This window comes from Micromonospora sp. NPDC005979 (assembly GCF_040614415.1).
In the GTDB taxonomy this organism is placed as follows: domain Bacteria; phylum Actinomycetota; class Actinomycetes; order Mycobacteriales; family Micromonosporaceae; genus Micromonospora.
The window spans coordinates 173122-190462 of sequence record NZ_JBEXUR010000002.1 but is presented as its reverse complement, the minus strand read 5'-3'; the positions used below and the strand labels follow the sequence as shown (position 1 = coordinate 190462).

General features: G+C 71.9%; 17 protein-coding genes. 12 read left to right on the top strand and 5 right to left on the bottom strand.

The genetic code is table 11. From position 1 onward, the window contains the following. Positions 1–18 precede the first annotated feature (18 nt). Together purL and ABZ272_RS04090 are read left to right on the top strand one after the other, a co-directional pair. Complete coding sequence (purL, locus tag ABZ272_RS04095; protein ID WP_355048412.1) at positions 19–2715, top strand: phosphoribosylformylglycinamidine synthase subunit PurL; 2697 nt, start codon at positions 19–21, stop codon at positions 2713–2715. A gap of 4 nt (positions 2716–2719) precedes the next feature. Then, positions 2720–3475 carry a 2-phosphosulfolactate phosphatase gene (locus ABZ272_RS04090; RefSeq protein ID WP_355048779.1) on the top strand — a complete coding sequence of 252 codons (756 nt, stop codon included), beginning with the start codon at positions 2720–2722 and terminating at the stop codon, positions 3473–3475. 221 nt (positions 3476–3696) lie between these two features. On the opposite strand, the gene ABZ272_RS04085 is transcribed toward ABZ272_RS04090, so the two are convergent. Further along, positions 3697–5751, bottom strand: a complete 2055-nt coding sequence (locus ABZ272_RS04085) for a carboxypeptidase regulatory-like domain-containing protein (protein ID WP_355048411.1) — start codon at positions 5749–5751, stop codon at positions 3697–3699. A gap of 161 nt (positions 5752–5912) precedes the next feature. Between ABZ272_RS04085 and ABZ272_RS04080 the strand changes: the two genes are divergently transcribed. From ABZ272_RS04080 to amcA, 5 genes are all read left to right on the top strand, one after another. Continuing rightward, positions 5913–6266, top strand: coding sequence for a sterol carrier family protein (locus ABZ272_RS04080; protein ID WP_355048410.1), 354 nt, complete (start codon positions 5913–5915; stop codon positions 6264–6266). Between the two features lie 168 nt (positions 6267–6434). After that, complete coding sequence (gene purF, locus ABZ272_RS04075) at positions 6435–7973, top strand: amidophosphoribosyltransferase (protein WP_355048409.1); 1539 nt, start codon at positions 6435–6437, stop codon at positions 7971–7973. A 62-nt stretch (positions 7974–8035) separates the two neighbouring features. Then, positions 8036–9190, top strand: coding sequence for a phosphoribosylformylglycinamidine cyclo-ligase (gene purM, locus ABZ272_RS04070; protein ID WP_355048408.1), 1155 nt, complete (start codon positions 8036–8038; stop codon positions 9188–9190). Between the two features lie 126 nt (positions 9191–9316). Beyond that, positions 9317–10420 carry a cyclophane-forming radical SAM peptide maturase AmcB gene (gene amcB / locus ABZ272_RS04065; protein WP_355048778.1) on the top strand — a complete coding sequence of 368 codons (1104 nt, stop codon included), beginning with the start codon at positions 9317–9319 and terminating at the stop codon, positions 10418–10420. Continuing rightward, complete coding sequence (gene amcA, locus ABZ272_RS04060; protein WP_355048407.1) at positions 10389–10628, top strand: multiple cyclophane-containing RiPP AmcA; 240 nt, start codon at positions 10389–10391, stop codon at positions 10626–10628. Before amcB ends, amcA begins: the two co-directional genes overlap by 32 nt. A gap of 142 nt (positions 10629–10770) precedes the next feature. On the opposite strand, the gene ABZ272_RS04055 is transcribed toward amcA, so the two are convergent. Together ABZ272_RS04055 and ABZ272_RS04050 are read right to left on the bottom strand one after the other, a co-directional pair. Then, positions 10771–10986, bottom strand: coding sequence for a DUF3073 domain-containing protein (locus ABZ272_RS04055; RefSeq protein ID WP_007454329.1), 216 nt, complete (start codon positions 10984–10986; stop codon positions 10771–10773). A 302-nt stretch (positions 10987–11288) separates the two neighbouring features. Further along, a complete protein-coding gene (locus ABZ272_RS04050) occupies positions 11289–12371 on the bottom strand; it encodes a Glu/Leu/Phe/Val dehydrogenase (protein WP_355048406.1) in 1083 nt (360 codons plus the stop codon). 194 nt (positions 12372–12565) lie between these two features. Between ABZ272_RS04050 and ABZ272_RS04045 the strand changes: the two genes are divergently transcribed. Next, the gene (locus tag ABZ272_RS04045) at positions 12566–13405 is read left to right on the top strand and encodes a hypothetical protein (RefSeq protein ID WP_355048405.1); all 840 of its coding nucleotides are present in this window, start codon (positions 12566–12568) and stop codon (positions 13403–13405) included. A 251-nt stretch (positions 13406–13656) separates the two neighbouring features. Beyond that, positions 13657–13866 carry a BldC family transcriptional regulator gene (locus ABZ272_RS04040; protein ID WP_007073996.1) on the top strand — a complete coding sequence of 70 codons (210 nt, stop codon included), beginning with the start codon at positions 13657–13659 and terminating at the stop codon, positions 13864–13866. Positions 13867–13946: 80 nt separating this feature from the next. Here the strand turns inward: ABZ272_RS04040 and ABZ272_RS04035 are convergent, their stop codons facing one another. Continuing rightward, positions 13947–14339: a PPOX class F420-dependent oxidoreductase gene (locus tag ABZ272_RS04035; protein ID WP_355048404.1), complete on the bottom strand. Its 393-nt coding sequence runs from the start codon at positions 14337–14339 to the stop codon at positions 13947–13949. A gap of 53 nt (positions 14340–14392) precedes the next feature. On the opposite strand from ABZ272_RS04035, the gene ABZ272_RS04030 reads away from it, so the two are divergent. Beyond that, on the top strand, positions 14393–15172 hold the full coding sequence (locus tag ABZ272_RS04030) for a class I SAM-dependent methyltransferase (RefSeq protein ID WP_355048403.1): 780 nt from the start codon (positions 14393–14395) through the stop codon (positions 15170–15172). A gap of 45 nt (positions 15173–15217) precedes the next feature. On the opposite strand, the gene ABZ272_RS04025 is transcribed toward ABZ272_RS04030, so the two are convergent. Then, a complete protein-coding gene (locus ABZ272_RS04025) occupies positions 15218–15508 on the bottom strand; it encodes a hypothetical protein (RefSeq protein ID WP_355048402.1) in 291 nt (96 codons plus the stop codon). Positions 15509–15685: 177 nt separating this feature from the next. On the opposite strand from ABZ272_RS04025, the gene ABZ272_RS04020 reads away from it, so the two are divergent. After that, positions 15686–16543: a 3-hydroxyacyl-CoA dehydrogenase family protein gene (locus tag ABZ272_RS04020; protein WP_355048401.1), complete on the top strand. Its 858-nt coding sequence runs from the start codon at positions 15686–15688 to the stop codon at positions 16541–16543. Continuing rightward, a complete protein-coding gene (locus ABZ272_RS04015) occupies positions 16540–17283 on the top strand; it encodes an enoyl-CoA hydratase/isomerase family protein (RefSeq protein ID WP_355048400.1) in 744 nt (247 codons plus the stop codon). Before ABZ272_RS04020 ends, ABZ272_RS04015 begins: the two co-directional genes overlap by 4 nt. The last annotated feature ends 58 nt before the right edge of the window (positions 17284–17341 follow it).

The following is a 17341-nucleotide window of genomic DNA, read 5'->3' as shown; positions in this document are numbered from 1 at the left end:
GCGCAGCGAGGAGAGGTCATGACCACCCATCCGGACCCGGTACGGGACACTCCGGAGGCGTACTCCGCCCCGGCGCAGCCGACCGAGCCGCTGGCGCAGCCCACCGCCCCGGCGGCCGCTCCCGCGCAGCCGGCGAGCGCCGACTGGACCGACGGCGTGGACACCGTGCCGCGGGCCGGTGGCACCCCGGGGGAGCTTCAGCCGTACACCGAGCTGGGCCTGCGCGACGACGAGTACGACCGGATCCGGCAGATCCTCGGCCGTCGGCCCACCCAGTCCGAGCTGGCCATGTACTCGATCATGTGGAGCGAGCACTGCTCCTACAAGTCGAGCAAGGTGCACCTGCGCCAGTTCGCTGAGAAGGCCCCGCAGAGCGACCGCCTGCTCGCCGGCATCGGCGAGAACGCCGGTGTCGTGCAGGTCTCCGACAAGCTGGCGGTGACCTTCAAGGTCGAGTCGCACAACCACCCGAGCTTCGTCGAGCCGTACCAGGGCGCGGCGACGGGTGTCGGCGGCATCGTCCGGGACATCCTCGCCATGGGCGCCCGCCCGATCGCGGTCATGGACCCGCTGCGCTTCGGCGCGGCGGACCACCCGGACACCGCCCGGGTGCTCACCGGCGTGGTCGCCGGTGTCGGCGGCTACGGCAACTGCCTCGGCCTGCCCAACATCGGCGGCGAGCTGGTCTTCGACCCGTCCTACCAGGGCAACCCGCTGCTCAACGCGCTCTGCCTGGGTGTCCTGCCGGTCGACCGCCTGCAGAACAAGGCCGCCGCCGGCCCCGGCAACGTCGTGGTGCTGATGGGCGCGAAGACCGGCCGGGACGGCATCGGCGGCGTGTCGGTGCTGGCCAGCGCCACCTTCGACGAGGGCAGCGAGGCCCGTCGCCCGGCCGTGCAGGTCGGCGACCCGTTCACCGAGAAGCTGTTGATCGAGGCGTGCCTGGAGCTGTACGACGGCCAGCTGGTCGTCGGCATCCAGGACCTCGGTGGTGCCGGCCTGACCTGCGCGCTCACCGAGACCGCCGCCGCGGCCGGCACCGGCATGCGGGTCTGGCTGGAGCGGGTGCCGCTGCGGGAGCCCTCGATGGACCCGCACGAGATCCTGGCCAGCGAGTCGCAGGAGCGGATGCTGCTGGTCGTCGAGCCGGACAAGCTCGACGCGGTGCTCAAGACCTGCGAGAAGTGGGGCGTCCTCGGCACCGCGATCGGTGAGGTCACCGCTCCGGAGCCGGACGGCCGCCCCGGTCGCCTGCTGATCACCTGGCGGGACCACCTGGTCGTCGACGTGCCGCCGGGTTCGCTGGTGGACGACGGCCCGGTCTACGCCCGTCCGATGCGTGAACCGGCCGACCTGATCCTGCTCCAGGCCGACCGCGCCGAGACGCTGCCCCGCCCGGCCGACCCGGAGGCGCTGCGGGAGACCCTGCTGCGCATGATCGCGTCGCCGAACCTGGCCGACAAGACCTGGGTCACCGAGCAGTACGACCGTTACGTGCTGGGCAACACCGTGCTCGCCCAGCCGGAGGACGGCGGCGTGATCCGGATCGACGAGCAGACCGGGCTCGGCGTGGCGCTGTCGGTCGACGGCAATGGCCGGTACGCCCGGCTCGACCCGTACCAGGGCACCAAGCTGGCCCTCGCCGAGGCGTACCGGAACGTGGCGGTGACCGGCGCGAAGCCGATCGCCGTCACCAACTGCCTCAACTTCGGCTCGCCGGAGGACCCGGGCGTGATGTGGCAGTTCGCCGAGGCCGTGCGCGGCCTGGCGGACGGCTGCCTGGAGCTGGGCATCCCGGTGACCGGCGGCAACGTCAGTTTCTACAACCAGACCGGCGCGGCGGCCATCCACCCGACCCCGGTGGTCGGGGTGCTGGGCGTGCTGGACAACGTGGCCGACCGGGTGCCGATGGGCTTCGTCCCGCGTCCCGGTGGCGACCACGACCAGCTCTACCTGCTCGGTGAGACCAACGTCGAGCTGTCCGGCTCGGAGTGGGCCTGGGTGACGCACGAACACCTGGGCGGCATCCCGCCGCAGGTCGACCTTCTCCGCGAGAAGGCGCTGGCCGACCTGCTGGCTGAGGCGGCCCGGGTGGGCCACCTCAGCTCGGCGCACGACCTGTCCGACGGTGGTCTCGCCCAGAGCCTGGTCGAGTCCTGCCTGCGGCGTGGCGTCGGCGCCCGGATCGCCGTGCCGGAGCAGTTCGCCGAGGGGTCGATGCCCTTCGTCTACCTGTTCAGCGAGTCCGCGACGCGGGCGCTGGTGTCGGTGCCGCGTGGCCACGACAAGGCGTTCGCGGCGCTCTGCGCCGAGCGGGGCGTGCCGTTCGAGCTGATCGGTGTCACCGACCCGTCCGGCGGGGCGCTCGAGGTGCACGGGCAGTTCCGGATCGGCCTGGACGAGCTGCGGGCCGCGCACACCGAGACGCTTCCGCGCCTCTTCGGCGGCACCGCCGCCGTCGAGGCAGCGCCATCGGCTGTCACCGAGCCCGCCGTCGCCGAGGTGCCCGCCCCGGCCGCCGGCGTGGCGGGCGCGGTCGAGGCCGTGCCGCTGCCGACCGCCCCGGCCGAGCCGGTGGACGCGTCGGAGGTGCTCTCCGAGCCGATCGCCTCGGCCGGCCCGTCCCCGCAGACCGGAGCTGTCGACCCGATCGGGTCGGAGCAGCCGGCCGAGTCTGGTTCCGGTGCCACCGAGCCGTCGCCTGACGAGCGCTGAGGCGTTGGCGGCGGCCGTCTACGGCCAGCCCGGGTCAGGCGCCAGGTTCGACTGGGGCCTGACCGGGGCGGCCGAACTCGGCCGGGTCTGCGCGGCGCTGGTGGTGGTGGACGTGCTCTCGTTCACCACCGCCGTGGAGGTGGCGGTCGCCCGGGGTATGCGGGTGCACCCCTTCCCCTGGGGTGAGCAGGCCGCCGAGTACGCGCTGCGGGTCGGCGCGGTGGCGGCGGTCGGCCGTCGTCGGGTGACGGCCGACCATCCGTGGTCGCTCTCACCCGCCGCGTTGAGCACCGCGCCGATCGTCGCGGACCTGGTGCTGCCCTCGCCGAACGGCTCGGCCATCAGCGCCGCCGCCAGCGCCACCGGACTGCCGGTGGTCGCGGCGTGCCTGCGTAACGCGCGCGCCGTCGGGCGTTGGCTGCGCCGCCAGGGGTACGGGACGACGGACGCCCCGATCGGCGTGATCGCCTCCGGAGAGCGCTGGCCGGACGGGTCGCTACGCCCCTGCGTCGAAGACCAACTCGGCGCGGCGAGCGTGCTGGACGCCCTGTCCGGGGTGCCGGGCGGCCTCTCCGTGGAGGCGGCCATGGCCCTCGCCGCGCTCGCCAGCACTCCGGACGTACCCGCTGCGGTACGCGGCAGCGTCTCCGGTCGGGAGTTGACCGAGGGCGGTTTCGAGGCCGACGTAGACATCGCCGTCCAGATCGGCGTGTCCGACGTCGTACCGGTCCTCCGCCAAGGCGTCTTCTCCGCCGCCTGACCGACCCGGCCCGCCCGCCGCCCGCAGCCCGGTGGCGGCACCCACCTCGCCGGCCACCCCGCCGCGCCCACCCCGGTGATCATGAAGTTATTGCCCACGCACGCGGCGTGTCGGGGCAACTTCATGATCGACGAGGTGGGGTGGGTGGGGTGGGGTTACAGCGGAACGGCCGCCCGGGTTTCCGGGCGGCCGTTCCGCTTGTGCTGTGGGTGGTGCAGGTGTCAGTCGTCCAGCCAGTCGAGGCGGCGGCCGCCTCGCTCGGTGGGCGGGGGATTGTCCGGACGGGCCCGGCCACCCTGCTGCTGGCCGTAACCGCCCTGGTCGTAGCCCCGGTCGTCGTAGCCGCCGCGTTGCTGCGGGGGCTCCTGGCCGTAGCCGCCCTGGTCGTACCCGCCTCCGGTCTGGCTGTAGCCACCCTGGTCGTAGCCCCGGTCGTCGTAGCCGCCGCGTTGCTGCGGGGGCTCCTGGCCGTAGCCGCCCTGGTCGTACCCGCCGCCGGTCTGGCCGTAGCCACCCTGGTCGTACGCGTTGGTCTGCTGGCCGTAGCCGCCCGTCGGCTCCGCCCCACGACCGCCGCCGTACGGGGCGGTGGGGTCGGGCTGGCCGTAGCCCTGGCCCTGCTCCGGCTGGTACACGCCGGTGGCGTACGGGTCGGCCGGCGCCGGGTACTGGGTGCTGTCGCCGGTGTACCGGCCGGTCGGCTCGTCGAAGCGCTCGCCGTAGCCGCCGGCCGCCCCACCGGTGGGAGCCGGCGGGTAGCCGCCCGCGCCGGCCGGCGCGGTGTAGTCACGGCTGCCGTAGCCGCCGCCCGAGGAGGGCGCGCCGCCGTAGCCGCCATCCGGGGACGCAGCGCCGCCGTAGCCGCCATCGGGGGCCGTAGCGCCGCCGTAGCCCGCGCCGGAGCCGGGTGCGGCGCCGTAGCCGTCCGCGCCACCGCCGTAGCCGCCGTCCGGCGTCGCCCCGGTGCCGTAGCCGCCACCCGAGGCGGGGGCGTTGCCGTAGCCGCCGTAGCCGCCCTGGCCGGGCTCGTCGTCGTAGCCGGTCCCGCCCCAGCCCTGCTGGCCCGCCGCGCCGTAGGGCTGCGCTGGCGCGCCGTAGGGGTCCGGCGGGACGTCGTCGACGACCGGGCGGTGCATCATGGTTGGCGCCTCGCTCAACGCCGCGCCGCCGACCATGGTCGGGTCGGGCGCGCCACCGGGGCGGTTGACCACCCGGGTCTGGTCGTCGGCCCCGCGGAAGGCCCCACGGGCCGCCGGAACCGCGCCGCCGGCACCGGCAGCGCCGGCCGCCGCCGGCTCGTCATCGTCGTCGCCGCTCTCGCGGCGCTTCATCCACAGCAGGACGATCGTGCCGACGCCGGCCGCGACGAGCAGGCCGCCGAGCAGGATGATCAGGTACGAGCCGAAGCCGCCGCCGTCGTCCTCCTTGCTGGCGTTCGCCGGGGCGCCTGGGCTGGCCTCCTCGGAGGGCTGCTCCTCGGCACCCTCCTCGGTCGCCTCGTCGCTGGGGGTGGCCTCGGCGGTGGGCGATGGGGTGGCGCTCGGCGTCACCTCGACCTTGATCTCCAAGGTGATCCGCTGGCCGGTGATCGACTGCCCGGCGTTGGCGGTGAAGCTCTTGACCGCGTTGATGTTGTTGGACGACGCGCCCACGTCGATCCGACCGGGCGTGATCGGGTTCTGACTGCTGCCCGTGAAGCTGAAGTTGCCGCTGCCGTTGCTGATCGTGTCGTACCGGTGGCCGCCGGTGTCCTGCAGGATCACGATCGCGTTCGGCACCGGCTCGCCGTCAGCCTTCTTGACCACCTTGCCGGAGATGGACTTCACCGTCTGGTTCTGCGGCGGAGGCGGCGGTGCGGCCTTGCCCTTGACGGTCAGCGAGACGGTGGCGGTGTCTGGGCCCGAAGCGGCCTCGACCGCCACGGTGATGTTCGTGGTCGCGTCACCGGCGTTGTCGTTGGCCGCGATCCGGACCAGCACCGACCCCTTCGGGCCGCCCAGGCCGCCGCCGGAGAGTTTGACATCGCCACAGCCACTGGCACAGGTGACGCCGGACGGCAGCCCGGAGAGGCTGACCTTCGCCGACTCGTCGTTGTCACCGCCAGTGATGCGGACGGTGATCGTGGCATCGCTGCCGGCGTTCACGGTGACCGAGCCGGGGGAGACATCGACCTCCGCGGCCATGGCCGGTGTGGCGGGAACGGCGAGCAGAGCGCCGGCAACCAGCGCTACGACCACACCGGCCCGCTGCTTCCAGGCACGTCGGTGTGTTGACACGTCCACCGCCTTCCGGGCTGACGTCCCTCGACCGGCGGGGCGCCGGGCCGGGGAATCATCACGGTACGAATACGCCGTCGGCCACTATGCCTTGTCTCACTGGATCGGCGCGACCCAGGGCCAATGTCAGGTGCTCCACCTGTGGGTCGTATCGTCCCGTCGTGTCCTCTCCGCACAGTAAGTCCGCCGCCGTCGTGGCGGCTCTGTCGGCGCTTGACGAGGGGCGTACGCCCGAACGGCCGGTACTCCGGGAGGCGGTCCGGTCCTTGTTGGCCGTCCTCACGGAGCGCGCCCCCGGCCGATCGGTGGAGGTGCGCGTCCCACCATACGGTGCGATCCAGTGCGTCCCCGGTCCTCGACACACCAGGGGAAACCCGCCGAACGTGGTCGAGATGTCCCCGCAGACCTGGTTGGAGCTCGCCACCGGCCGGCTCGGGTGGGCCGACGGGGTCACCGATGGTCGTGTTCAGGTGAGCGGCATTCGGGCGGACATCTCGGCCTATCTGCCCCTCTAGCTGCTCCGATGTCCGGGTGATCGTGACTCTCGGCAGGGAAATCGTGACTATCTGTATTGACGTTGACTCGCGTACACTGTCAGGCGACGACAGTGGTCCCGGCCGAGAAGTGTGGATCCGCCCCGTGATCCCCGCCAGGCCGGTCCAGACCAGCATGAGGGAGCGGTAGTGCCCCGAGGCGACGGCCGGCTGAGCCACGACCTTGACCCCCAACGACCTGGCCCCCAGGATGCCTGCGGCGTCTTCGGCGTGTGGGCCCCCGGCGAAGAGGTCGCGAATCTGACCTACTTCGGCCTCTACGCCCTACAGCACCGCGGCCAGGAGGCGGCGGGCATCGCGGTCAGCGACGGCTCGGGTGTGGTGGTCTACAAGGATCTCGGCCTGGTGGCCCAGGTCTTCGACGAGCCCACCCTGGCCAGCCTGCGCGGCCACCTGGCGATCGGGCACGCCCGATACTCCACGACCGGCGCGTCCAACTGGGAGAACGCCCAGCCGACCATCCGGTCGACCGATTCCGGCACGACCATCGCGCTGGCCCACAACGGCAACCTGGTCAACACCGCCGAGTTGGAGAAGGAGGTCGCCGAGCGCGGCCTGGTCGCGGACGGCTCGACCAACGACACCTCGCTGGTGACGATGCTGCTGGCCAGCCGCCCCGACCTGTCGGTCGAGGCCGCCGCACTTGAGGTGCTGCCGCAGCTCCGCGGGGCGTTCAGCTTCGTCTTTATGGACGAGTCGACGCTGTACGCGGCCCGCGACCCGCACGGCGTACGCCCGCTGGTGCTCGGCCGGCTGGAGCGTGGCTGGGTGGTGGCGAGCGAGACCGCCGCGCTGGACATCGTCGGCGCGAGCGTGGTGCGCGAGATCGAGCCCGGCGAGCTGATCGCGATCGACGAGGAGGGGCTGCGGTCCACCCGCTTTGCCGCGCCCGAGCCGAAGGGCTGCCTCTTCGAGTACGTCTACATCGCCCGCCCCGACGCGACCATCGCCGGGCGCAACGTGCACGCGGCGCGGGTGCAGATCGGCCGCCAGTTGGCCAAGGAGCACCCGGTCGAGGCCGACCTGGTCATCCCGGTGCCCGAGTCCGGCACCCCGGCCGCGATCGGGTACGCGGAGGCGTCCGGCATCACCTACGGCGCGGGCCTCATGAAGAACCCGTACGTGGGGCGGACCTTCATCCAGCCGTCGCAGACCCTGCGTCAGCTCGGCATCCGACTCAAGCTCAACCCCCTGCGGCAGAACGTGCGTGGCAAGCGGCTGGTGGTCGTGGACGACTCGATCGTGCGCGGCAACACGCAGCGGGCCATCGTCCGGATGTTGCGCGAGGCGGGGGCGCTCGAGGTGCACGTCCGGATCTCGTCCCCGCCGGTGAGTTGGCCGTGCTTCTACGGCATCGACTTCGCCACCCGGGCGGAGCTGCTGGCCAACGGGTTGGACAACGACGGCATCCGGCGTTCCATCGGCGCCGACACGCTGGGTTACGTGTCGCTTCCCGGCCTGATCGCCGCGACCGAGCAGCCGAAGACCCGGCTGTGTCGGGCGTGTTTCGATGGGGAGTACCCGATCGAGCTGCCGGCCGGCAACCTGATCGGCAAGCATGTGCTCGAAGGGATGGGCCGCCGGGTCGCCAACGCGACGCCGGAGGCTCCGGAGAGCTTCGGCTCGCTCGTCGCCACTCCGGGTGGCGTGACCGCAAACCGCCCGTAGCACCAACCGGCGCGGCCCGGCCACCGCCGGCGCGGCACCGAGAACCACAAAAGGGGAGAACCGTGACGCACGTGTCCGAGCGCAGCGGCGCAGGAAGCAGCCCGAACGGCGCTGGCAGCGACCACCAGCCGTGGACGGGCGGTGCCGGCCGCCAGCGGGGCAAGCGCTCCGTCTCGTACGCCGACGCCGGGGTCTCCATCGACGCGGGCGACCGCGCGGTCGAGCTGCTGAAGTCGAAGGTGCGCGAGACCCGGCGCCCCGAGGTGCTGGGTGACCTCGGCGGCTTCGCCGGCCTGTTCCGCCTGGACACGAAGAAGTACAAGAACCCGATCCTGGCGTCCTCGACCGACGGTGTGGGCACCAAGCTGGTCATCGCCCAGCAGATGGACATCCACGACACGGTCGGCATCGACCTGGTCGCGATGGTCGTCGACGACCTGGTGGCGTGCGGCGCCGAGCCGCTGTTCCTGCTCGACTACATCGCCACCGGCGAGGTCGTTCCGGACAAGGTGGCCGAGATCGGCGCGGGCATCGCCGACGGCTGCCGGTACGCGGGCTGCGCGCTGCTGGGCGGGGAGACCGCCGAGCACCCCGGTGTGCTGCGCCCCGACGAGTACGACATCTCCGCGACCGGCGTCGGTGTGGTCGAGGAGGCTGACATCCTCAGCCCGGAGCGCGTCGAGGTGGGTGACGTCGTCATTGCCATGCGCTCCTCCGGCCTGCACTCCAACGGCTACTCGCTGGTCCGGCACGTGCTGCTCGGCGCCGCCCGGATGCGGCTGGACATCGTGATCGACGACTTCGGCCGGCAGCGGACCCTCGGTGAGGAGCTGCTGACCCCCACCAAGATCTACGCCAAGGACTGCCTCAAGCTGATCGAGGAGGCCGAGGTGCGGGCGCTGTCGCACATCACCGGCGGCGGCATCCCGGGCAACCTGGTGCGGGTGCTTCCCGAGCACGTCGACGCGGTGGTCAACCGGTCCACCTGGAAGCCGCAGCCCATCTTCGACCTGATCCAGTCGAAGGGTCGGATCGACGACCAGGACATGGAGTCGACGTTCAACATGGGCGTCGGCATGTTCGCGATCGTCTCGGCCGAGGACGCCGACCGCGCCCTGGCCACGCTGACCGGCCGCGGAGTCGAGGCCTGGCAGGCGGGCGAGATCATCGAGGGCACCGGCAACGTGCAGATGGTGGGTCAGCACACTCGCGGCTGATCACGCTCCGGTGACCGTACGGGCACCTGATCAGGGCTTCACCCGAGTGGCCGGCGCCGCCTAGCCTGAAAGGCTCGGGCTGGGCGGAGGAGGGTGATGGCTGCTGGGGAACCGACGTTCAGCGGGATGCGCGGGCTGGCCGCCGTCCCGTCGTACGTCGTCATGCAGCCCACCACGCTGTGCAACCTCGACTGCGCGTACTGCTACCTGCCGTTCCGGGCCGCCGACCGGCGGATGTCGGTGCCGGTGGCCGAGGCGGTGGCGGCGGCGGTCAACCCGTGGGCGGCCTCCGGGCGCTTCTCCGTCGTGTGGCACGGCGGCGAGCCGTTGGCGGCCGGTCGGGAGCACCTGGCCGCCCTGATCGCGCCCTTCGGGCCCGAGGTCGAACACCACGTGCAGACGAACGCCACGTTGATCGACGACGAGTGGTGCGAGTTCTTCGCCCGGCACGAGATGCGGGTGAGCGTGAGCGTGGACGGGCCGCGCGAGCGCAACGGCGACCGGGTCAACCGTGGCGGTCAGCCGGCGTACGACCGGATCCTGCGGGGTGTGGCCGCGCTGCGCCGGCACGACCTGCCCTTCTCCGCGCTGGCCGTGGTGTCCCGGCCGACGCCGGGCCTCGCCGCGGAGCTGTACGACTACTTCCTCGATCTGGGCTGCGATGTGCTGGGCATCAACATCGAGGAGACCGAAGGGGTCAACACCCGCGACAACAGCCACGACCCGGCGGCGGTGACGACGTTCTGGGCCGAGTTGGTGGCGGCCTGGCGGCGGGCGCCCCGGATCCACCTGCGCGAGGTCGAGTGGTCGCTGCGGTACGCGGCGGCGGTCCTCGACGGCACGGCGGACGGTGTGCTGCCCCGCCGCCTGGATCCGATTCCGACCATTGGGCACGACGGCTCGGTGACAGTGCTCTCCCCGGAGCTGGCCGGCTTCACCGACCCGCGCTACGGCGACTTCAGCAGTGGGAACGTGCTGACCACTCCGCTGGCCCGGATCCTGGCCGGTGCCGCGTCGACCTCGTGGGTCGGCGAGTTCCTGACCGGGGTGGAAGCGTGTCGGGTGTCGTGCCCTTACTTCGGCTTCTGTGGCGGCGGCCACGCTGCCAACCGTTACTTCGAGCTGGGGCGTTTTGACGGTACGGAGACCGAGCACTGCCGCAACAGCAAGATCCGCCTATTGGAGGGAGTGTTGGAGCATGCCCGAGATCACCAGTCACCGGCGGCCTGAGCGCGAAGCGGACGATGCCCCGGACGACGACGTCACCGAGCGCGTACGGGAGGCCGCCCCCGGGCTTGTCGCCCTGTTGCAGGAGGCCGCGGACGCACGGCGGCTACGGGCCGAGGTGGCGGGCGGAGACGGCGTCAGCGCGGTCTGCGCCTGGAACCACTTCGAGAACATCCCGACCTTCTACAACTGGAACAACCGGCCGCGCTAGGGCGGCCGTGATCAGGGGCCTGTCGGCCAGACGGGGTAGTCCCCGGCCAGGGCAGGCCCCTGATGATCGGCACCGATCTCGCTCCCGAAGGACACATGCGTGAGCACGCGGGGGTTACCGCGTGCTCAACTACGTCGAGAGGTCAGCGGGTCGGACGGACCCAGGGATCGGGGTCGTCGTCCGCGTGATTCTCATCATCGTCGTCGACGAACTCTTTTGAGTCGTCGTCGAAGTGGTGCTCAGACTTACCAGCACCCGCCAGTTCGCGCTGCAAGGCGGTGAGGTCGGTGTTCGGGGAGTGGTACTTCAACTCCCGGGCCACCTTCGTCTGCTTGGCCTTAGCACGGCCGCGCCCCATGGCTCGACCCCCTCGCACAGAATGCGGGGCAGCCCGAAGGCGGGCCCCGATGACGTCAGGCATCTCTCGTGGCTCTTACGGTACATGGGGATGCCATCGTTCGGCACCTCGGGTTACCGTCAGCCGGCTCTGCGCGTCGCGGCGATCCGGCCGTCACCCAGTGTACCTGGTAAGGAGCGGAACGGAGAGCACCCGTGACACCGGGCAAAACACGCCAAACTTGACCCGGGCCTCAGCCTACCGAGTCGGGGCGGTACGGGAGGCCCGGAGGCGGATCCCGGTCGATCCGCCTCCGGGATGCGTCAGCGAAGGTGGATCGTGCGCAGCCGACCGACCTCGGCCATCCGCCGCTCGGCCAGCCGGTCCGCGGCGACCGCGGGCGGCACGCCCTCGGCGTCCGCCAGGCGCAGGATCTCCCGCGTGGTGTCGTAGATCCGGGTGGCCCGCAGCTTCGCGCGGTCGAAGTTGAAGCCCTCGATCTCGTCGGCCACCTGGATCACACCGCCGGCGTTGACCACGTAGTCCGGCGTGTAGAGGATGCCCCGATTGGCCAGCAGCTTCTCGATCCCCGGGTGCGCGAGCTGATTGTTGGCCGCACCGGCCACCACCTTGGCGCGCAGCGCCGGAACGGTGTCGTCGTTGAGCGCGCCGCCCAACGCGCAGGGGGCGTACACGTCGATGTCCGCAGCGACCAGCGCGCTTGCGTCGTCCACCAGAGTGACCTGCGGGTGGTTGGCGCGTACCCAGGCCAGGGCCTTCGGGTTGACGTCCGTGGCGACCACCTCGGCGCCGTCGTCCAGCAGGTGCCCGGTCAGGTACTTGCCGACCTTGCCCAGGCCCGCCACGCCGACCCGGCGACCGTTCAGGCTCGGCGTGCCCCAGACGTGCTCGGCGGCCGCCCGCATCCCCTGGAACACGCCCCAGGCGGTGAGGATCGACGAGTCGCCGGCGCCGCCGTGCTCCACGCTGCGGCCAGTCACGTAGCGGGTCTCGCGGGCGATGATGTCCATGTCGGGCACGTAGGTGCCGACGTCGCAGGCGGTGTAGTAGCGGCCCGCCAGCGACTCCACGAAGCGGCCGTACGCGCGCAACAGCGCCTCGCTCTTGATCTGCTCCGGGTCGCCCCAGATGACGGCCTTGCCGCCGCCGAGGTCCAGGCCGGCGAGCGCGTTCTTGTACGCCATCCCGCGGGACAGGTCGAGCACGTCGGCGAGGGCGTCGTCCTCGCTGGCGTACGGGTAGAAGCGGGTGCCGCCGAGCGCGGGCCCCAGCGCGGTGGAGTAGATCCCGATGATCGCCTTGAGGCCGCTCTGCTTGTCCTGGCAGAAGACGACCTGTTCGTGACCGGTCGATATCGGGTCGTCGGTGCTCGCGAATACGCCCATGACTGGCTCCTACGATGGTGTGCGTTCCTTGTGGGACGCGGACCTGGTGGACCCCGGCGGGGATGCTGCCGGTGTGATCGAGCCTAGTATCGGCCGCCGTACGACCGCCCGACGCGCCGCCGCCGTCCCACGGTGCGGGGCGCGCGGTCCGGCCGCTGGCCCTGTGGGGGTGCGGTTCATGGGAGGATCGCGCGGTGCCGTCGCTCTTCGCTTCTTACCTGCGCGTGTACGAGCCGCTGACCGCCTTCGACCGGGACCGGCAGAGTTACTGGCGTCGCTATGTCTCGGAGGGACGGGCGATCGCTCCCGTCGAGGGGCCCGGCCGTCAGCGGACGGCGGTGATCGAGGCGCTGGGCGCGGGCTGGACCCGCCTACCCGACCTGCCCGAGGAGGCGTACGTCCTGGAGACGGACGACAGCCTGCTGGTCTGCCCCTGGAACCTGCGCATCCGGGTCGCTGAGGCGGCGCTCAACGCCCGGGACGGGGTGCCCCCGGTGCTTGCCGACGCCTTCGTGCCGCCGGTGCTCGCCGGGCAGGCCCGGGCGGTCGTCGACGACTGGCGCAGCGGCGCACGGGTTCTGGAGCACGGGGTGCCCCGGGTGCACGAGCAGATCGCCACCTGGGGCGTACCCCTGCGGTGGTTCGTGCTCTTCGACCCGACGGAGCGGGACTTCGTCACCCAGCCGGGCCGGCGGGCGCTGCGCTACCGGACGGAGATCTCCAAGGCTCGTCGTCGTTCGTCACGGGCGCTGTCGGTGCTGCGTAAGTCGGTGGGCGAGGCGCCGATCACCGAGGCGGTCCAGGAGGCCGCGCGCTGGCTGGAGGAGTTCCACCCGGGCTCGGTGGTGGAGCTGGACTACGGCGGCCTTGTCGACCTTCTCTCCGATGAGACTCTCGCCGCCGACGACTCGCCGGAGTTGGTCGCCGGTGGCCTCGCGGGCCTGTCGCGGGGGGAGGCGGACGAGGCGTCGGCCGCGTACGACAAGTTGGTGGCCCGCTGGCGCGCGGTGCAGCTCCTGGAGCGGTGCAACTAAGGCAAATCACCCCTAGGAGCGCTCCCAAAGCGAGGGTGTCTCGTAGTTGACGCATCACGAACCGTGATCATGAGTCCGAATAAGGTACTTTCTGCCGTGTAAAAGTCGTAAAAATCGGGCATGGTTCATCCGTCCGTCTAGGGACCTTCATCCGTTCGGCCCATGTCGGACATCGGGGACTAGCCGGACCATGGGAGACGCGTCGGCCGGCGGGACCCCGGCCGATGTCTATACATGTGGAGGAGTGACCGATGGCATCGCGAACGCACGAACCAGAGCCGCTGCTCACACCGGCCGAGGTGGCGTCGATGTTCCGTGTCGACCCGAAGACGGTGACCCGGTGGGCGAAGGCGGGCAAGCTCAGTGCCATCCGCACCCTGGGTGGCCACCGTCGATACCGCGAGTCGGAGGTCAGGGCGCTGCTACAGGGCCAGATCCCGCAGCAGCGGCAGGGCGACTGACCCGATAGAGGTTTCCGAAGGGGCGGTGGATCTCGATCCACCGCCCCTTTTCATGTCCGCTCGGCTCCCACGGTGGCGCATCAGTCCGTGTCGGGGCCGGTCAACGTCAACCGGATGCCGACCGTGCCGCCCTCGCCGTGACGGAACCGGCTGCCGAGCAGGCTCAGCCGACCGATCAGGCGGTACTTGTGCTTGAGCAGGTCGCGGACCCGGCCTGTGTCGCGGCCTCCGTAGAGGGTCGCGTGGGCGGGCACCTCCGCGCCGTGCGGTCGGCCCCGCACGTCGCACGGTGCCACGGTCACCTCGCCGTTGTGGCGGATCCGCTTGACCTTCCCCGAGTCGGCACGGGTCCACACCGCCAACGCGTCCCCGTCGCGGACGGCCCAGACCGGGGTCGGCACCGCCCGACCGTCCCTGCGGAAGGTCGTGAGCAGGATGTACTTCTCGGCCGACAGCCGGTCCAGGGTGGTCACGCCGCCAGGATAGGCCGCCACGGGCCACTGAGCGGCCAGATAGCGTGAACGGCGTGACGGGGGAGCCTGCAATTGGTGACGTGGTCGGCGAACTGCTGCGGGACACGCTCGCCGTGGCTACCGGGGTCGGCCCCCGGCCGATGGTCGGCGGCCGACTGCCCCGGCCGGTCATCGAGATCATCGAACGGGACGACGGTCTGATCAACGGCGCTCCGGCGGCGCACTACCTCGACGGGCCGGCCGACTGGCAGCCGTACGACCACCGGGCCGTCGACCGGGCCCGGGGCGAGACGCTTGACGTCGGCACCGGCGCCGGCCGCATCGCGCTGCTGCTCCAGGAGCGCGGCGTACCCGTCACCGGGCTGGACACGTCGGCGGGCGCGCTCGACGTGAGCCGGCGTCGCGGCGTACGGCGGCTGGTGCACGGAACGGTGGACACCCACGTCGCCGACGGCCGGCGCTACGACACGTTCCTGCTGCTCGGCAACAACCTCGGGCTGTTCGAGGGGCGCGAGCGGGCCCCGGTGTTCCTCGCCGCACTCGCCGCGCTGGCCCGACCGGGGGCGCAGATCATCGCGCACGGCACCAACCCGTACGGCACCCGCGACCCCGTGCACACCGGCTACCACGAGCGCAACCGACGCCGGGGGCGGCTCGGAGGCCAGCTCCGGCTCCGGCTGCGCTACCGGGAACTCGGCACCGAATGGTTCGACTACCTGGTCTGCTCGCCGGACGAGTTCGCCGAGCTGGTGCACGGCAGCGGCTGGCGGTTGACCGATGTGGACGACCGTGACGCCCCCTACTACCTGGCCACCCTGCGCCTCGCCGGGTGAGCGACGGCTCCCGCGCCGCCTCGGACGCGGGAGCCGTCGTACGGCTCAGACCTGAACGGTCGGGGGCAGCGGCTCGGGCGGGAGACCGCCGTCGCCGTCGACGACCTCGTCCGGGGTGCCGTCCTCGTCGATGTCGACCATGGTGATGTCCACCTTGCCGTCACCGTCGGTGTCGAACTGGAACAGGTCGGCCTTGCCGTCGCCGTCGGTGTCCACCACCCACACGTCGGTCTTGCCGTCGTTGTTGGTGTCGGCGCGCAGCAGGTCGACCCGTTCGTCGCCCCGGGTCTCCACGGTCTCGGAGTCGGTCGTGACGCTCTCCGGTGCCTGGCTCATCTCGATGCGGTCCTTCCGTTGAGTTGACGGGCCGTACGTACCCGATCCCGCGCTCCCCCAAGCTTCGGCGGGGTCCCGGGCTGTCTAGGGTCGCACCATGAGCGAGCGCAGCGGGCCGGGCACCCGGGCCGGCGTGGCGGAGACCCCGCGCGCCACCGGGACGGACAGGGAGGCGTGATGAACGATCGTTTCGTGGTCGTCGGTGCGGGCACGATGGGGCTCGGCATCGCGTACGTGGCGGCCGGCGCCGGCCACGTCGTCGAGCTGGTCGAGGTGGACCCGGGCCGGGGCGCGACGGCGCTGACCCGGCTCGCCGACCTGTGGGAGCGCGCGGTGCAGCGCGGCAAGCTGACCGCCGATGAGGCCGCCGTGAACCGGGAGCGGGTGATCCTGCGGCCGAGCCTCGCCGACGTCGCCCCCGCCCCGGGAGTGGTCGTGGAGGCGGTGCCGGAGCGGCTGGACCTGAAGCGGGCGGTGCTGCGCGACGCCGCCGCCCTGGACCCGGCCCTGCTCGGCAGCAACACGTCCAGCATCGCCATCGGCGAGCTGGCCGCGGTTCTGGACGCGCCCGAGCGCTTCCTCGGCCTGCACTTCTTCAACCCCGTCTGGGCGATGACGCTGCTGGAGATCGTGGTCGGCCCGGCCACCGCCGAGGAGACCACCACCGCGGCCGTCGCGCTCGCCGGCCGGTTGGGCAAGGACCCCGTCGTGGTACGCGACCTGCCCGGCTTCGCGACGTCCCGGCTCGGGGTCACCCTCGGGCTGGAGGCGATCCGGATGGTCGCCGACCAGGTGGCCAGCCCCGCCGACATCGACAAGGCGATTGTGCTCGGCTACCGGCACCCCGTCGGGCCGCTGGAACTCACCGACCTGGTGGGGCTGGACGTGCGCCTCGACATCGCCCGTACCCTCCAGGCCGCGTACGGGGACCGCTTCGCGCCGCCGGAGCTGCTGGTGGAGATGGTGGCCGCCGGACGGCTGGGCAAGAAGTCCGGGCACGGCTTCTACCGTTGGGAAGGTGGCGTCAAGCAATGAGTGGTCTGCGGATCGAGGAGCGGTCGGACCGGCTCGTGGTGACGCTGGCCCGACCGGAGAAACGCAACGCCATCGACGCCGACCTGATCGCCGAGCTGCACGAGGTCTGCGCCGAGTTGGAGGCCCGTCCCCGGCTGCTGCTCCTGACCGGCGGCGCGGACGGCATCTTCGCCGGTGGCGCCGACATCGGCCAGCTCCGCGAGCGGGGCCGCACGGACGCCCTGGCCGCGATCAACTCGGCTGCCTTCGCGCGGATCAGGGCACTGCCCATGCCGAGCGTGGCCGCCGTGGACGGGCCGGCGCTGGGCGGCGGCGCGGAACTGGCGTACGCCTGCGATCTTCGGGTGTGTACGGCCCGGGCGGTGTTCGGTCAGCCGGAGGTGCGGTTGGGCATCCTGGCCGGCGCCGGCGCGACCCACCGACTGCCCGCCCTCGTCGGCGAAGGTCGGGCCAAGGAACTGCTGTTCACCGGCCGTCGGGTGGACGCGGCGGAGGCCCTGCGGATCGGTCTGGTGAACCGGGTGGTGGACGAGCCCGGTGAGCTGCTGACGACGGCGCACGGGCTGCTGGACGAGATGGCCCAGGCCTCGCCCCTGGCGCTGCGGCTCACCAAACTGGCCGTCGACGCGCCCCCCGCCGCGCACCCGCAGCTCGACCTGGTGAGTCAGGCGGTGCTCTTCGAGGACGAGGAGAAGCACCGCCGCATGACCGAGTTCCTGGAACGCCGTCGGGGTCGCTGACGCGGCAACGGGAACGGCCGCACCGGCTGTCGAGCCGGTGCGGCCGTCGCGGTCCGCG